Genomic DNA, 15,821 nt, shown 5'->3' with positions numbered 1-15,821 from the left:
TCATAAATATATTAATAATGTTTCTAATTAAGGTGACTAATTTGTAGTAGATTTTAAGGCTTCTGCTATGTTGATTTGTTCACCATCTTTATAGGCCACCACAAAGGCATCGTTATAACCATTAGACTTTGCCTCTTCTTGTAGTTTTTTAATTTCGTTATAGTCTGAAGTATTACCACTATAGTATTTGTACATCGCTCCTACTTTTAATCGGGTGATATCAGATAAACCTTTAAAATTATAAGATTTTGGTTCTAATGCTTTTGAGCTGGCAGCTATCTGTACTTTAAATGTAATGCCTTCGTAAATTAGAGGAACATCTTCTAAGGTATCTGTAATTTCCGGGACTGTTCCTAATATACTGCTACCAACATTTTGATCGAGTTGTTTTTTGTAATTTATAATAGCATCTTTAATTGCATTTGCTATTGCACTTTGTCCCTTTTTTGAATTTAAATAAGCACCTTCTTTTTTATTAGTTATAAAACCTGTCTCTACAAGTACACTTGGCATATATGTATTATGCATTACCCAAAGGCTGGCCTGTTTTATACCTCTACTCTTTCTTTTAAGTTTACCAGAAAAATTATCTTCAATTTTACGAGCTAAAATAATACTCTGCTCAACATAGACTTCTTGTTCAATACCAATAGCTATAGTAGATTCTGGTGAACTCGGGTCAAAACCAGCATAGTTTTCTTGATAATTTTCTTCTAAAAAAATTACCTCATTCTCTGCTTTTGCAACAGACATGTTACGCTCAGAATTCTTGGCACCCAATACAAATGTCTCTGTTCCGTGTGCTTGAGAGTTATGTGCATTACAATGTATAGATACAAATAAATCTGCATCTGCTTTATTAGCGATTTTTGCTCTATTTTTAAGGGTTACAAACACATCTGCCTTACGTGTGTAAATAACTTTAAAATCTGCATTCTTTTCTAGTTCTTTTCCCACTAATAAAGCTATCTTTAATGCAATATCTTTTTCCTTATATCCATTTTTTGTGGGGCGACCTGGATCATGACCTCCATGACCAGCATCAATTACTACTACAAATTTATCTTCTTGTGCTTGCAATGAAGCAAATGATGTTAAAGAAGTGATAAATGTGAAAACCAGAAATACTTTTATATATTTTCGCTTCGTTTGCATATGTAATCTAACGGTTTATAGACTTTAATTATTACAGATTATTGTTAGTAAAACAGTATTTTTAAACTTTAGAGTTATATTAATTTAATCACAAAAAAATAACTGTACTTTTGGCGTTTCAAAAACCGAGCCATACTTTTACAAAAATACATTTAAAAGGATTGCGTACAAATAGCTTACACATACTTTTTGCCTTGAGTTTTACAGTGTTTATCAACACTTTTAGCTTTGCACAAGAATTACCAAAAAACAACAAGGAAATTCCTGCAGAGAAAAAAAAGGATACTACTGTTGTTGCCAAAGATTCTGTTGCTGTATCTATAGATTCACTATTAGGCAAAACTGTAAATACTAAAGTGGTAGATTCTACAGAGCAAGATTCCGTAAAAAAAGATGAGTTTTTAAAAAGTACGGTTACATATACGGCTAAAGATTATGTTTCGGTAAATCAAAGAAAACAAAGAATACGCTTATATAACGAGGCAAAGGTGGTCTATGATGATATGGAAATTACATCAGGAGTTATTGTTATTGATTATAGTAAAAACCTAGTATATGCAGGTCGTATAAAGGATTCTACAGGGTATACTCAAAAACCTGTTTTTAAACAAGGTGCTAATATCATTGAACCCGACTCAATCATTTTTAATACCGATTCTAGAAAAGCACTCATTTTTAATTCCGTTACAGAACAAAGTGGTGGAACCGTAATAGCAGAACGTACAAAACGTGAAAATGACTCCGTATATTTTATATATAGAGGAAAATTCACTACTTCTGAGAACTTGGAAGACCCAGAGTATTACATCTTAATGAATAGAGCTAAGATTGTACCTAACAAAAAGATTGTAACGGGAATGAGCCAAATGTACATCTACGATGTACCTACTCCCATAGCTATCCCATTTGCATATTTCCCTATGTCTAAAAAGCAAACTTCCGGTATTATATTTCCTTCTTTTGGTGAAGATACTGGAAACGACAGAGGGTATTTTTTGCAGAATGGAGGTTACTATTTTGCTATAAATGATTATGTAGATTTAGCAGTTTTAGGGGATTATTATACTAATGGTAGTTATGGCTTACGTTTAGAAAGTAATTATGCAGTAAAGTATAAATTTAGAGGGAACTTATCCTTTAGATACGAAAATCTATTAAACAGTGAACGTGGTTTCCCAGACTTTAGTCAACGAACTATTTATAATATTAGATGGTCTCACAGTCAGGATGCTAAGGCCAACCCAAATTCAAGATTTTCAGCTTCAGTTAATTTGGGTAGTAGCCAGTATTTTAGACAGTCTATTAATCAGATTAATTTAAATAACTCGCTTACTAATACTTTAGCGTCTTCGGTTTCTTATTCTAAAACTTTTCAAGGCGAGCCTCAAGTAAACCTCAACCTTACGGCTACACATAACCAAAATACTAATACCGAAACCATAAATTTAACCTTACCTACCTTACAAGCTTCGATGAGTAGGGTTTTTCCTTTTGCACCAAAATCTGGAGCTAAAAAAGGAGCTATTCAAAATATCAACTTTCAGGTAAATACCAGAGGTGAATACCGTATCAATACTACCGATTCGTTATTTGGTAAAAGCGAAATGTTTGACGATGCCAGAGCAGGCATGCGACATAGCATTCCTGTAACAACCAATTTTAAAATATTTAATCATTTTAGTGTCAGCACAAGTGCCAACTTTGAAGAAACCTGGACCCTAAAAACTGTAAGACGATTTTGGGATCAAACAAACCAAGAAGACGTAACTATTGATCAAAATGGATTCGACCGTTTTTTAACCTATAATTTTGGAGCAAGTATTGGTACAACCTTATACGGTATGTACGACTTTAAGAAAAAAGGTAAGGACCCAAAAATACAAGCCATAAGGCATGTAGTGAGACCAAGTCTAAGTTATAGCGTAACTCCTGCCTTTGATCAATATTACGAAACCTATGATGTCATAGATGCCGATGGTAATACAACAGATCAGGTAGAGTATACACGCTTTGAGAACTCTCTATTTGGTTCGCCAAATAATAGGTATTCGAGTAGTATAGGATTTTCTTTAGGAAATAATTTTGAAGCTAAAGTCCGCGCTAAAGACTCTACTAAAACAGAACCCGAAAAAGTGATGCTATTGAGTAATCTTAATTTTTCAACATCATACAATCTTGCTGCTGACTCTTTAAATTGGAGTCCTCTACGTGTCACTGGTGGTACTCAAATTCTTAAAAATAAAATGAACATTAACTTTGGCATGACACTTAATCCTTATGCCTTAGACAGTAATAATAACATCATCAATACTTTTAATATTGATAACGGAGGAAGTTTATTTAGATTAACTTCTGCCAATCTTAATATTAACTATGAACTATCTAACAATACCTTTTCTGGCAATGCCGAGGAGGAGGAGGAGGATGAGGATAAAAAACGACGTGCCGCAAATGCAAATGCCAGAACAGACGACCTTTTTGGAGTATCACAAGATTTTGCAAATGAACGCTTAGGCGATCGGAATAAGAATGAAAATAAAGACGAAGAGGATAACGAATTCTACAACTTTAAAATACCTTGGAGATTCAATTTAGCCTATGTTGCAAATTATTCAAACACAAGACGGCAGGATGAAATATCTTCGCATTCTCTAATGTTTTCTGGTGATATAGAACTATCTCCGCGTTGGAGTGTTGGTATATCTTCAGGATATGATTTCTTAAACCAAGGAGTTACGCTAACCCAACTGCGATTTGAACGTGACCTATTGAGTTGGCGAATGAATTTTAATTGGACTCCAATTGGTATTAATACCTCCTGGAACTTTTTTATAGGTATTAAGTCTAACTTACTAAAAGACTTAAAATATGATCAACGTCGTCAACCAGACAGAAATCTTGGGAATTAATGTTTTACAATGTAATTTATTTATCAATAGAGCTTTAATCCTTAATAACAGAAATCAACTCTGGTAATAGTGCAATAGCAGTCAGCACCACAGCATTACTTTTCGCTTTGGTTTTTTTATCAGTGCTAAAAGTTTCGGTTTTAGCGATTTCTGATTTACGATTGGGAATACGTATCATAACCAGAGTGTTTTCGGCACCTTCAACAAAGTTATCTTTTGTAAATTTGTAGGCACTCTCTATGCCATCATCTTCAAGTGTTTTTACACTCGATTTTGGATGTTCAATAACATATAGCAAGGATTTAATATCCGTTGCTCCTACTTGACTGTGCGCTATTCCATTAAAACTAGAATAAACAGCTATATTTATCAAGTCTTTTTCAGTAAGGCGATTTGACAACAACTTAAAAGCTTGTTTTAGAATAACCTTATCTTCTGTATTAAAACTATCAGCATAGGTTTCAATCAAAAATGTAATGTGCTTTATTTTAGTGGAATCTTCTTTAACATTGTAGTGTTCTACAATAAATGTAATAAGATTATCTATGGTTACAGACTCTGTTTCTATGGTCTTTTCTTGTGCATAACTCGTAAATGATAATATGACGACAAGTATAAATACAACAAATGCTTTACTTACTTCTCTACTATTTCTCCTTCTGAATTCGTGATTTTTTTTTGAAAATTTCATTGGTTTGGCATTTAAAGTTGGTATAAAACTATATGCCTTACCTAGAATATAAAATCGAGAATGAGTAAAATAAGTCTTTGAATGAGTTAACTATCCAAGAACAGCTTTTAGAGTTTCGTTACGTTGAATTTTTCCTGTACTGGTTTCAATAAACTTATCGGTTATATAGATATGCTTGGGGATTTCAAATTTATCTAAGGTTTTAAGCTTTTCAATAGCCTTAAAGATAACTTCTATAGATTCATCAGGGTTTTCAATAATAAGAATTAATTTCTCACCAAGTGTATCATCGGCTTCGCCAGCAACAATATAACGCTCTTTAATTGTTGATTGAAGTTTTTCCTCAATCTGCTCAGGAAAGAGTTTTATTCCCCCAGAATTAATAACATTGTCATATCGGCCAAGTAGTTTGAAACTGGTTTCTGATTTTAAATCTATAATATCGTTGGTGACCAAAGCTTCTTCTACAAGTTTTGGGGCGTTGATAATTAGGCAACCTCTCTTATCTTTATTAAAGGTAACATTGGGCAATGCTTTAAAGTGTGCTTCACCTGTATTCTTAATAGACTGTAATTGTTTTACGGCAACATGAGTGACAGTTTCTGTCATACCGTAAGTTTCAAAAAACCGGGAAGTACTATTAGAAATTTTTTCCAACAATGGTTTTGTGACCATAGAACCACCAACGATAATGGTCTTAATATTCTGTACGTAATTAATAGTATGCTTTAATTGTAAAGGCACCATAGCACAGAAATCATAATGTTTTTTATAATCAAAAATAGGTTGCGAACTAGGCTCAACAAAATCTAACTCTAAACCTAAAACCAAAGCACGCACAAACATCATTTTACCAGCTATGTAATGACTAGGCAAACAATGTAATGCAGAATCTCCTGGCTGTAAACCAAAAAAATCTCCTGTTGCTATAGCAGAATTTACCATAGCTTGTTTTTTTAATTTAATGGGTTTTGGTAGACCCGTAGAACCCGACGTATAAACAATTAGATAATCTTTATCATTTAGCCAATCTATCAAAAAATTTCCTGTAACTTTCTCAAAGGTTTCACCCTCCTTTATGAGACTGTAAGCAACTTCTTTAAGATCTTCATGATTAAAATGAATACCATTATACTTAAAACGATTATGTACCTTATTGTACTTTGGTGTCATCTATTCAATAATTTTATAATCTTCTTTTGGGGGTTTTGTTACTTTTCCAAATAAACGGTCTTGCCAATTTTTCCAACCATATTTTTTAGATAAAATCAATAACATAATTGGATAAATGATTAATACTGGCATTAATATTTCCGAAATTAAGCTCATAGAAGGGTCTGCTGTGCTTTTAAAAATAGCATCGGTTTGTAATGCTGTCCAATCTGCAGTTACTAATAGAGATGCTAATAAATTATTGCCCAAGTGAAAACCCAGAGCAAGCTCTAGACCATCATCCATTAAGGTCATGATACCTAACAATAATCCTGTACCCACATAGAAAATCATCATCTTCCAGAAACCAATTGCTCCAATTTCAGGGTTAGCCGCATGAGCAATACCAAATAAAATTGAAGTTAATATTAAAGGGAACCATTTATTTTTTACCATAATGCCTATATGCTGCATTAAATACCCTCTAAACAGGTATTCTTCTAAACCTATTTGAAATGGAAATAAAATGATGCTGATTAAAAATAATATGGCAAACTTACTAGCATTAAATTGAAAAACTAACTCAGAAGAATCTATTGAGTATCCTATAAAAAAGGTTACTAGCGTAAATGTGCACACCATTAAAAAAGAGAACAAAATACGCTTATAATCTACTTTTGGTCTTGCTGTGGTTAAGGACAAAATACTTCGTTGGTGTACATATCTTACCAGTATAAATAAAAGTAATAGTAAAAATGCAAAAGGTATTAGGTTAACGATTAAAGAGATATTTGCTGGCCATTGTTTCATTAAATCCATTGCAAGTTCTAAATCCGCCGGATCGCTAACCAAATAGATAACAAAATTGGTAAGAAAAATACCAGCTACTAAAAATGTTGTTAAAATAAACATCCATACTTCACGCTGTCCTTTATAGGCTTGTTGTATATAATTCATGGTTGTAAATTAAATTTCCAATGTTGAGTTAAATCGTAGTGCAAAGTACCACTTTTTACGGTTAATGGCGAATCAAAGTTATTGGTATATAAACTCCCGGTACCCAAACCTTGAGGCAACATATTCTTTAAAGTATAAGTCCATTGTGCAATAGCATTGAGACCAACATTACTTTCTAGTGCGCTTGTAATCCACCATTTTATATTCTGATTTTCTGCCAGATCAATCCATTCTTGACTTCCGCAAAAGCCACCAACCAAACTAGGTTTCAAAATAATGTACTGTGGTTTAATGGTTTTTAATACATTTTGCTTGCCTTCTAAATAGAAAATGCCAATCAATTCCTCATCTAGGGCAATTGGCAATGGTGTGAGCTCACACAATCTTGCCATAGATTCATGCTGTTGAGGCTTTATAGGTTGCTCAATAGAATGCAACTGATAATCTGAAAGGTATTTTAACTTCTCTAATGCTTCATCAGAAGAAAACGCTCCATTAGCATCAACTCGCAGTTCAATATCATTTATTGAAAATTCCTTTCGGATAGATTTTAATATAGCCAATTCTGTTTGAAAATTCAGGGCGCCAATCTTTAGTTTTATACAATCAAAACCCGCTTCTATCTTTTCTTTTACCTGCTTTCGCATAAAAGCTTCGTCTCCCATCCACACCAACCCATTAATTGGTATGTTGTCAAATCCTTTAGTAAATGCCGAAGGGTAAAGTAAAAATGGGTTGTCACTTTTTAAAGATTTAAAAGCCATTTCTAGACCAAACTGAATACTTGGATATTCGATAAGTTCAGTAATCAAAGTATCTAACCCTAAGGTAATGTTTTCGCAAGTCCATTTTAACTTACTTTCATAATCTGTAGTATCATCAATTGATAAACCTCTAAGAATACCAAACTCACCAACTCCTGTTTTATTATCTTCTAACAGTTGAATAAACCAGGTTTCTTTGGTCGTCATTATACCTCTTGATGTACCACTTGGCTGTTTAAAATTGAGAATATATTTACTATAATTGGCTTTTATCATTTTAAAAATTATGATGCATACTTAACTGTAATTGCCCTTTTCCCCAATTAGCTGTTTTTTGATTCATCCAACCAAATTGAAAACGAATTTTAGGATTTAATACATAACCCATTCCCAAATAGGTACGATTTCTATCAAATATTTGAACTTCCCTACCATCTCCTATATCAGTTTGCCCATTGATAAAAAGTTCGTTGTATAATGCTGCGTATATAGTTTTAGGGCTAAGTGTTTTAGTGTTTATAGGTATATTTAAAAAAAGATTATAACGATAGCGTGTTCTAAAATCTTGATCTTCTACAAAGCGTTGTTCGTATCTAAAGCGATGGACTAAATAAAACCTATTTCCTAATTTCTGTGGAATTAAGGCTTCCTGGTATATTCTACTTTCACCAGAAGTTTCTTCACTTTCGCCAAACTGACCTGTGGTAATATTGCCATAACCCAAGGTAAACTTTACACCTGCATTTTTTGGAGAATAGGTAATACCTGAACGTAATAATAGTTGTTCCATATCACCTAATCCTTGCCAATCTCTATATTGAAAATCCCCTTGAATTCCCCACAGGCTATCCTTAAACTGATGATTATAAAAATACATATACCAAGCCCCTGTTTGGGATTCTTCAACTTGACTGAAGCAATAATTGCTTAATAAAAAAAATAGTAAAACGAAAAGTTTAAACCTCATAAATAATAATCTCAAAAAATTAAATCATAAAAATACACAACTAGCACTTTTTAAAAGTAGTATTATTTTAAAAATCCTATTTTTAAAGAAAAATAAATGCAAGAATTCCCAAATATTATCCTCTATGCTATTCCATTTTTTATTTTAGCCATGTTGCTAGAGTTGTATGTGACGACCAAACAACATATCAAAACCTATGAAGCAAAAGACGCTTTTTCGTCTATTGCAATGGGACTGGGAAACGTAGCTTTAGGCTATGTCAGTAAAGCATTGGTTTGGTTAACATTACTGTGGGTATATAACAATTTTAAACTTTTCGAAATCCCTGTAGTCTGGTGGTCTTTTTTACTGTTATTTTTTGCCGATGATTTTTCTTATTATTGGTTTCATCGTATTTCGCACCAATGTCGCTTATTTTGGGCTTCGCATGTGGTACATCATTCTTCTGAGCATTACAATCTAAGTACAGCGCTACGGCAGACATGGTCTGGGGGTTTTTATACTTTTATTTTTTGGCTATGGCTACCAATACTTGGTTTTCATCCCGCAATGATTTTACTGCAAATGTCCATTAGTCTCTTATATCAATTTTGGATTCATACAGAAGCCATTAACAAAATGCCGAAGTGGTTTGAAACTGTTTTTAACACCCCTTCCCATCACCGGGTTCATCATGGAAGCAACCCTATCTATCTAGACCGAAACCATGCAGGTATTTTAATTATTTGGGACAAATTATTTGGTACTTTTCAACCAGAACTTGAAAATGAAAAAGTGAATTACGGCTTAGTAAAAAATATTAAAACCTTCAATCCCATAAAGATAGCGTTCATTGAATGGTATTATATGTTTAAAGATGCCTTTACAGGAAAAAAGTCATTAAAAAATCGCTTGCAGTATTTCATTAAACCACCAGGATGGAAACATGATGGCTCAGGAAAAATAAGTGATGATTTAAGAAAAGAGTGGTTAGATTCTATTTTGAAAACAAGAGACAAATATTAATTGCTAACCGTCTTTACATTTATTGATTAAACCTCCATACTTTCGCCTATATCTAAAAGCTTTAATGATTTTAATCTGGAATCGAACTTAGCCTTGGCCTGTACTTTGTCTATTTCAATATAACCAAACGTATCATAGTGATATCCCAAGACTCTATCGCAATCTACAAATTTACTTGCTTGTATAGCATCATCCACACCCATTGTAAAGTTGTCTCCTATAGGTAAAATGGCTAAGTCCAAATCAAATTGCTTACCAATTAATCTCATATCATAAGTTAATGCAGTATCACCAGCTATATATATAGTTTTGTCAGCTTGTAACACAAAACCACCAGGTTGCCCTCCATAACTTCCATCTGGGAAGGATGATGTGTGTATAGCATTAACATACTTTAATCTACCAAAATCAAAATTCCAAGAGCCGCCGTGATTCATAGGATGACCTTTTAATCCTAAGTTTTGATAATGTGTAACGATTTCATAATTTGAAACAATAACAGCTCCTGTTCGCCTAGCAATAGCTTCAACATCTAAGATATGATCTTGATGTGCATGTGTGACTAAAATATAATCTGCTTTTAAGCTTTCAATATCTATTTGAGAAGCTTTTTCATTTCCTGTGATAAATGGATCAACAAGAATATGAATACTATCAATCTCAATACCTAAGCTTGCATGTCCATAGAATGTTATTTTCATTTATAAAAGTTTTTAGAGATAATTTGTTTTTAAAATTAATACAAAATATAGCCAATACCTAATAAGAATGAAAAGAGGAATGTAGATAATGCTAAGACTTTCAATTGGCCATCATAATCATCAGGTGTTTTAGCTACTTTAATTTTTTTTATATGAAGAATCAACGGAATAAAAGCCAAAAGATATATAAAGTTATATGGCTCTACATAATATAAGATTGAAAATGCTATACTAATAAGCATTGCGCCAATAATAAGGAAAAAATGGTATTGTTTAACTCTTTGCGCTCCTAACTTTACTGCAAGAGTTATTTTTCCAACCTTTGCATCTGCCTCTAAATCCCTCATATTGTTTAAATTAAGCACACCTACGCTCAATAACCCTAAAGCTATTGCTGGAAGCACAACTACATGATCAATAGTATGCATATACAACAAGTAACTCCCAATAGTACTTACAAGTCCAAAGAATACAAAAACAAAAACATCACCCAAAGCCCTGTAACCATAAGGTGAATCTCCCATAGTATAGTTTAATGCAGCATATACTGAAACACCGCCAAGAAAAATAAACAACAATAAAAAAAGGAAATTAGTGGATCCAAAAGCAGCCCAGATAAGTGATAAAGTTAAAATAATAACTACAATAATGTTAAACTTTATTGCATCTAACATTTCTTCTGGTGTAATCTTACCGCTCTGTACAGCACGTCTGGGACCTACTCGTTCATCATTATCAGCCCCATTAACACTATCCCCATAATCGTTTGCTAGATTAGAAAGGATTTGCAGGCTAATTGTCGTTAATATAGCTAAAACTAATACCCACCAACTAAAGTGCCCATTATAATAGGCAAAAGATGTACCTACTATTATACCAGAAACGGAAAGTGGTAAAGTTCTGAGGCGCATGGCAGCAAGCCATGGTTTAATTTCTTTCATTCAAATTAATTAGATTAAGGTATCCATTTCTTAGGAAAGTTAGGCTTCCTTTTCTCTAAGAAAGCATCTCTTCCTTCTTTTGCTTCGTCTGTCATGTAAGCCAATCGAGTGGCTTCACCTGCAAAAACCTGTTGACCAACCATACCATCATCAGTAAGATTCATAGCAAATTTAAGCATCTTTATTGATGTTGGTGATTTAGCCAATATTTCTTGTGCCCATTCATAGGCTGTTTTTTCTAATTCAGCATGAGGTATCACAGCATTTACCATTCCCATCTCATAAGCTTCCTTAGCAGAATAGTTGCGCCCTAAAAAGAATATTTCTCTAGCTTTCTTTTGGCCAACCATCTTTGCTAAATATGCAGAGCCATAACCTCCATCAAAACTTGTAACATCAGCATCGGTTTGCTTAAAAATTGCGTGCTCTTTACTCGCTAAGGTTAAATCACAAACTACGTGCAAACTGTGACCTCCACCAACTGCCCAACCTGGCACAACCGCTATAACTGCTTTTGGCATAAAACGAATAAGACGCTGTACCTCTAAGATATTTAGTCTATGATAACCATCCTCTCCTACATAGCCTTGGTGTCCTCTAGCCTTTTGGTCTCCACCAGAACAAAAACTCCAAACACCATCTTTTGAAGACGGACCTTCTGCACTTAGCAACACAACACCAATATTTACATCTTCATTAGCATCATAGAATGCGTCGTAAAGCTCTGACGTTGTCTTTGGACGAAAGGCGTTTCTTACTTCAGGACGATTAAAAGCAATTCTTGCAACTCCGTTGCTTTTATGATATGTTATATCTTCATAAGATTTGGCAACTTTCCAACCTATATGACTCATATTTCTCATTATTTTGACTGCAAAAATAAGGAATTAATAATAATGCATTAAGAGTTATTTTTATTTGATTTTATTATGCAAGCATAATATATTTGCAGCCTTTTCATAACTATAAATGATTAATAGCCCTTACCTTAATAGCAAAGAACATACGCTCCTTAAAACAAATTTAGGGAGTGTATATCTTTTTGATAATTATATTATTACAGATTTCAAAGAAGGTATAGATATTAATTTTGAAAACTTCAATGAGGTTTCAGAGCTTATAAAAGTTTATTTTGAAGACAGACATTTTGGGTTTATTGCAAATAGAATAAATTCTTATTCTATAAACTTAACCGATGCTTCTAAATTTAATGCTAACTTCCCTAATCTAAGAGCTTATGCTGTTGTAGTATACAACACTATAACAGAACGTGTTTTTGAAATTGAGAATCATTTCTTCACGTTTAACAGATCTGTTTTTAAAGAATTAGATTCTGCAGTGACTTGGGTTGAAGAATCACTTTCCTGCAAAATTTAATCTATTTAAGGTAGATGCCGTCTTCCTTTATATCTATTTGCCTTTCTTTATAAAGCGTTCCTATTGCTTTTTTAAAACTCTTTTTACTCATTTGCAGTTGCTCTTTGATATCTTCTGGACTCGATTTATCATGCAAAGGGATAAAACCATTATTATCATTTAACTCGTTTAATATAAACGCTGCATTAGGCTCTATATTTCTATAACCTATTTGATTTAAAGATATATCTAGCTTATTATCGTGGCGCACTTTTTTTACTATACCTTTTAAACGGTCACCAACACTAATATCTTTATATATATCATCCTTAAATACTAAACCTAAATGCTTTTTGTTTACAATAACATTCATTCCAATATCTGAAGGATGGGATATGATTAGATCAACCTCATCAAACTGATTAACCGTCAATTCTTTATTGTCTAAAAAGCGATTGGTTTTACTCGAAGCTACCAAACGTTCAGTTTCTTCATCCAAATAACAGTGTACTAAATACCAGCCACCGGTTGTCATCTTAAAGGCTTGCTCTTTAAATGGACAGAATAATTCTTTAACTAAACCCCAATCTAAAAAAGCTCCAAACTTAGTTACTTGATTACAGCGTAACAAAGCAAAGTCTCCTTTTTTAATATAGGGTTGATCTGTTGTTGCTACTGGCCGCTCTTCGTTATCTAAGTATACAAATACATCTATTTTTTCACCTATTTCAAATGTTTCTGGCACATAACGATTTGGCAGCAAAACTTCTCCCTCTTCCCCATCTCCTAAAAACAAACCCGGTTCAGTATCTCTTAATATTTCGAGTGTATTATATTCACCTAAATGTATCATACTGCAAATGTATTGATATTAGTGAGATACTGAAATGAAATTAATAGATAGTATATTTATTTGTTTATCTACAGATAAAAATTAACCAAAAGAAAAAGCGCTATAATAAGTATTATAACGCTTTTATATTTTTTAAAGAAGATCTACTAATATGCAGATTCTCTATTAAAATGTTTTACCAATAGATAATAAACAACCGCTCTGTATTTATTTCTATTAGATTGACCATAGGTATCCATAACAGATGCTATGCCTTTGTCTAAATCATTACTATCACTTAATCCCAGCTTTTTTATTAAAAAGTTATTCTTTACAGTTGCCAATTCTTTATCATCTGAACCAGATACTGTTGATGAATCTGCATTATAAATTGAAGGCCCTAAGCCTACAGTAACTTTAGTTAATAAATCCATGTCAGCGTTAACACCACATTTATCTTTTAAATCTGCCGCATACTTTGCGATTAATTCATCTCTTTTACTCATGCTAAATAATATGTTTTTAAGTTAATTATAATATCTCACTAAAGGTAAGTATTTTTTAGACACGTTAAAAGTTGGTTCGTCACTTCTTAGTACACTTCGCCTAATATTTACTTTATAAAAGTAAAATAATCTAATAGCACCTTATCATTTATAACCGAAGGTGTAAAAACCTCTAGTAATTTGGGTTGGTTAGACACTTCGTAGAATGTTTTGAGTTCCTCTCTTAAAGAGGTTTCATTATCAGCTTTCACGTAGTTAATATTATACATATTACATAATTGCTTAGCTGTTAAATGATGTTTAGTTTCAAAATACGTATCAAAATTATCGATGTTTTTATGACCTGGTAAAATTCTAAAGATACCTCCACCTTTGTTATTAATAACAACGATTCTAAAATCATTAGGAATATAACTATTCCATAATGCGTTGCTGTCGTAGAAAAAGCTTAAATCACCAGTGATGAATGTAACCCGCTCTTTAGAAGCAACAGATGCGCCAACAGCTGTACTTGTACTTCCATCAATTCCACTAGTGCCTCTATTACAAAATACTGTAATATCCTTTCTAAGCTGAAATAACTGGGTATATCTGATAGCTGAACTATTACCAACCTGCAATTGGCTATGACTAGGAATACTTCTTAATAACAAATTAAAGACTGTGAAATCTGAAAAAGAAATTGTTTTTAAATACTTGTTATGAAGCTCACGACGCCTTTCTCTTACTAATAGCCAATTCGGTTTATAATTACTCTCAATTGAATGAACCTTAGGTAAAAACGAACCAAAAAAAGTATTTGGTGACAGTTTGATGTGTTTATCCAAACAGAAAAATGTATCGTTAGCTCTAAACAAATCTACATGCCAATGATGCAATGGCATATATTGCCTTAAAAAAGCTTTAATCTTTTTAGAAACCACCAAACCACCTAGAGTTAATAATACTTCTGGTTGAAGCGCTTTAAATGCCTTATCATCTAAAGGAGCAATGATCTTATCTATTTCAGAGAAAAAATCGGGATGATGTAAATTAGAAGTGGTTTCTGTAAATACTAATACGCTATCATTATCAGCTAATTTTTGAAGCCATTGCGCTTCGACAGTATTAGGTTGCAATACTCCTACCAAAATCATTTTGCGCTTGGCATTTTGCCAAACACTCGTTATTTGCTCTATTTCAACCTCATCAACCTGTTCTGCTCTATTTTGAACCTTGAACAAACCCGGATTGATTGATAATTCATCAACCATATCATATAATGGTTCATTAAAAGGAATATTTATATGTACTGGTCCTGATTTTAAATTAGCAATAGTAAGCGCTTCGTGAATCTCAGATTCATTATAAGATTGTATGTCTTGTTGAAGCCCTAGAAAATGTTCAAGCTTATTTTCTATACTTTTCATTATTGGCAACTCATCTTCATCATTGTTTGCCTCTTCTTTTAAATCTAGTTTTAGATTAGTATTATACATCACATGCTCTCCATAAACATTCTTTTGCTTTATGGTTTGTCCATCTCCTACATCAACTAAATGTTTGGGCCTGTCTGCAGATAAAACTACTAAAGGGATATTACTATAATAAGCTTCTACAATTGCAGGATAGTAATTCAATAATGCACTACCAGATGTACATACTACTGCTACTGGTTCTAGTAGTTGTTGTGCAATTCCCAAGGCAAAAAATGCAGCGCAACGCTCATCTACAATACTATAACAACTAAAATAATCATCGTGTGTAAACCCAATGGTTAAAGGTGCATTTCGGCTTCCTGGTGAAATAACAATGTGCTTAATATTATGCGTTTTGCATAAGGTAACTACAGTTTGAGATAAGGGAATTTTAGAATGCTTCATCTAATCACAAAAATACGAAATAT

15 protein-coding genes are annotated in these 15,821 nt (G+C 32.9%); 3 read left to right on the top strand and 12 right to left on the bottom strand.

Annotated elements, in window-relative coordinates:
* Positions 1-36 precede the first annotated feature (36 nt).
* Complete coding sequence (locus Q0912_RS06580) at positions 37-1,155, bottom strand: N-acetylmuramoyl-L-alanine amidase (protein WP_299113271.1); 1,119 nt, start codon at positions 1,153-1,155, stop codon at positions 37-39.
* A gap of 110 nt (positions 1,156-1,265) precedes the next feature.
* Between Q0912_RS06580 and Q0912_RS06575 the strand changes: the two genes are divergently transcribed.
* The gene (locus tag Q0912_RS06575) at positions 1,266-4,064 is read left to right on the top strand and encodes a putative LPS assembly protein LptD (protein ID WP_299113269.1); all 2,799 of its coding nucleotides are present in this window, start codon (positions 1,266-1,268) and stop codon (positions 4,062-4,064) included.
* Between the two features lie 34 nt (positions 4,065-4,098).
* Here Q0912_RS06575 and Q0912_RS06570 read toward each other — a convergent pair whose 3' ends face one another.
* The 5 genes from Q0912_RS06570 to Q0912_RS06550 form a co-directional block, all read right to left on the bottom strand.
* Positions 4,099-4,755, bottom strand: coding sequence for a hypothetical protein (locus tag Q0912_RS06570; RefSeq protein WP_299113267.1), 657 nt, complete (start codon positions 4,753-4,755; stop codon positions 4,099-4,101).
* Between the two features lie 90 nt (positions 4,756-4,845).
* Positions 4,846-5,928 carry an AMP-binding protein gene (locus Q0912_RS06565; RefSeq protein ID WP_299113265.1) on the bottom strand — a complete coding sequence of 361 codons (1,083 nt, stop codon included), beginning with the start codon at positions 5,926-5,928 and terminating at the stop codon, positions 4,846-4,848.
* On the bottom strand, positions 5,929-6,864 hold the full coding sequence (locus Q0912_RS06560; protein ID WP_299113263.1) for a CPBP family intramembrane glutamic endopeptidase: 936 nt from the start codon (positions 6,862-6,864) through the stop codon (positions 5,929-5,931).
* Entirely contained in the window at positions 6,861-7,904 is a 1,044-nt protein-coding gene (locus Q0912_RS06555) for an o-succinylbenzoate synthase (protein ID WP_299113262.1), read from the bottom strand. Before Q0912_RS06555 ends, Q0912_RS06560 begins: the two co-directional genes overlap by 4 nt.
* Position 7,905: 1 nt before the next feature.
* Entirely contained in the window at positions 7,906-8,595 is a 690-nt protein-coding gene (locus Q0912_RS06550) for a DUF2490 domain-containing protein (protein WP_299113261.1), read from the bottom strand.
* A gap of 96 nt (positions 8,596-8,691) precedes the next feature.
* Between Q0912_RS06550 and Q0912_RS06545 the strand changes: the two genes are divergently transcribed.
* Positions 8,692-9,600 (top strand): sterol desaturase family protein, encoded by a 909-nt coding sequence (locus tag Q0912_RS06545; protein WP_299113259.1) that lies wholly within the window; start codon positions 8,692-8,694, stop codon positions 9,598-9,600.
* A 26-nt stretch (positions 9,601-9,626) separates the two neighbouring features.
* Here Q0912_RS06545 and Q0912_RS06540 read toward each other — a convergent pair whose 3' ends face one another.
* Genes Q0912_RS06540 through Q0912_RS06530 form a run of 3 tightly spaced genes read right to left on the bottom strand, consistent with a single transcriptional unit; the run spans position 9,627 to position 12,096 of the window.
* The gene (locus tag Q0912_RS06540; protein WP_299113257.1) at positions 9,627-10,301 is read right to left on the bottom strand and encodes a metal-dependent hydrolase; all 675 of its coding nucleotides are present in this window, start codon (positions 10,299-10,301) and stop codon (positions 9,627-9,629) included.
* Positions 10,302-10,336: 35 nt separating this feature from the next.
* Entirely contained in the window at positions 10,337-11,242 is a 906-nt protein-coding gene (gene menA, locus Q0912_RS06535) for a 1,4-dihydroxy-2-naphthoate octaprenyltransferase (protein ID WP_299113255.1), read from the bottom strand.
* 14 nt (positions 11,243-11,256) lie between these two features.
* Complete coding sequence (locus Q0912_RS06530; RefSeq protein ID WP_299113253.1) at positions 11,257-12,096, bottom strand: 1,4-dihydroxy-2-naphthoyl-CoA synthase; 840 nt, start codon at positions 12,094-12,096, stop codon at positions 11,257-11,259.
* A gap of 115 nt (positions 12,097-12,211) precedes the next feature.
* Here Q0912_RS06530 and Q0912_RS06525 point away from each other — a divergent pair, with 115 nt between their 5' ends.
* The gene (locus tag Q0912_RS06525) at positions 12,212-12,619 is read left to right on the top strand and encodes a hypothetical protein (protein WP_299113251.1); all 408 of its coding nucleotides are present in this window, start codon (positions 12,212-12,214) and stop codon (positions 12,617-12,619) included.
* Position 12,620: 1 nt separating this feature from the next.
* On the opposite strand, the gene Q0912_RS06520 is transcribed toward Q0912_RS06525, so the two are convergent.
* From Q0912_RS06520 to menD, 3 genes are all read right to left on the bottom strand, one after another.
* Entirely contained in the window at positions 12,621-13,451 is an 831-nt protein-coding gene (locus Q0912_RS06520) for a S1-like domain-containing RNA-binding protein (RefSeq protein ID WP_299113249.1), read from the bottom strand.
* A 146-nt stretch (positions 13,452-13,597) separates the two neighbouring features.
* Positions 13,598-13,936, bottom strand: a complete 339-nt coding sequence (locus Q0912_RS06515) for a DUF2853 family protein (RefSeq protein WP_299113247.1) — start codon at positions 13,934-13,936, stop codon at positions 13,598-13,600.
* A 107-nt stretch (positions 13,937-14,043) separates the two neighbouring features.
* The gene (menD, locus tag Q0912_RS06510) at positions 14,044-15,798 is read right to left on the bottom strand and encodes a 2-succinyl-5-enolpyruvyl-6-hydroxy-3-cyclohexene-1-carboxylic-acid synthase (protein ID WP_299113245.1); all 1,755 of its coding nucleotides are present in this window, start codon (positions 15,796-15,798) and stop codon (positions 14,044-14,046) included.
* Positions 15,799-15,821: the final 23 nt, after the last annotated feature.

The organism is uncultured Winogradskyella sp. (assembly GCF_947498345.1).
Taxonomy (GTDB): domain Bacteria; phylum Bacteroidota; class Bacteroidia; order Flavobacteriales; family Flavobacteriaceae; genus Winogradskyella.
Note: the sequence above shows the minus strand (reverse complement) of the source record. Positions and strands in the feature narration are given on the sequence as shown.

Coding starts and splice junctions, on each gene's coding strand:
- Q0912_RS06580 (WP_299113271.1), bottom strand. CDS start 1,155: ATGCAAACGAAGCGAAAATATATAAAAGTATTTCTGGTTTTCACATTT.
- Q0912_RS06570 (WP_299113267.1), bottom strand. CDS start 4,755: ATGAAATTTTCAAAAAAAAATCACGAATTCAGAAGGAGAAATAGTAGA.
- Q0912_RS06565 (WP_299113265.1), bottom strand. CDS start 5,928: ATGACACCAAAGTACAATAAGGTACATAATCGTTTTAAGTATAATGGT.
- Q0912_RS06560 (WP_299113263.1), bottom strand. CDS start 6,864: ATGAATTATATACAACAAGCCTATAAAGGACAGCGTGAAGTATGGATG.
- Q0912_RS06555 (WP_299113262.1), bottom strand. CDS start 7,904: ATGATAAAAGCCAATTATAGTAAATATATTCTCAATTTTAAACAGCCA.
- Q0912_RS06550 (WP_299113261.1), bottom strand. CDS start 8,595: ATGAGGTTTAAACTTTTCGTTTTACTATTTTTTTTATTAAGCAATTAT.
- Q0912_RS06545 (WP_299113259.1), top strand. CDS start 8,692: ATGCAAGAATTCCCAAATATTATCCTCTATGCTATTCCATTTTTTATT.
- Q0912_RS06540 (WP_299113257.1), bottom strand. CDS start 10,301: ATGAAAATAACATTCTATGGACATGCAAGCTTAGGTATTGAGATTGAT.
- menA (WP_299113255.1), bottom strand. CDS start 11,242: ATGAAAGAAATTAAACCATGGCTTGCTGCCATGCGCCTCAGAACTTTA.
- Q0912_RS06530 (WP_299113253.1), bottom strand. CDS start 12,096: ATGAGTCATATAGGTTGGAAAGTTGCCAAATCTTATGAAGATATAACA.
- Q0912_RS06525 (WP_299113251.1), top strand. CDS start 12,212: ATGATTAATAGCCCTTACCTTAATAGCAAAGAACATACGCTCCTTAAA.
- Q0912_RS06520 (WP_299113249.1), bottom strand. CDS start 13,451: ATGATACATTTAGGTGAATATAATACACTCGAAATATTAAGAGATACT.
- Q0912_RS06515 (WP_299113247.1), bottom strand. CDS start 13,936: ATGAGTAAAAGAGATGAATTAATCGCAAAGTATGCGGCAGATTTAAAA.
- menD (WP_299113245.1), bottom strand. CDS start 15,798: ATGAAGCATTCTAAAATTCCCTTATCTCAAACTGTAGTTACCTTATGC.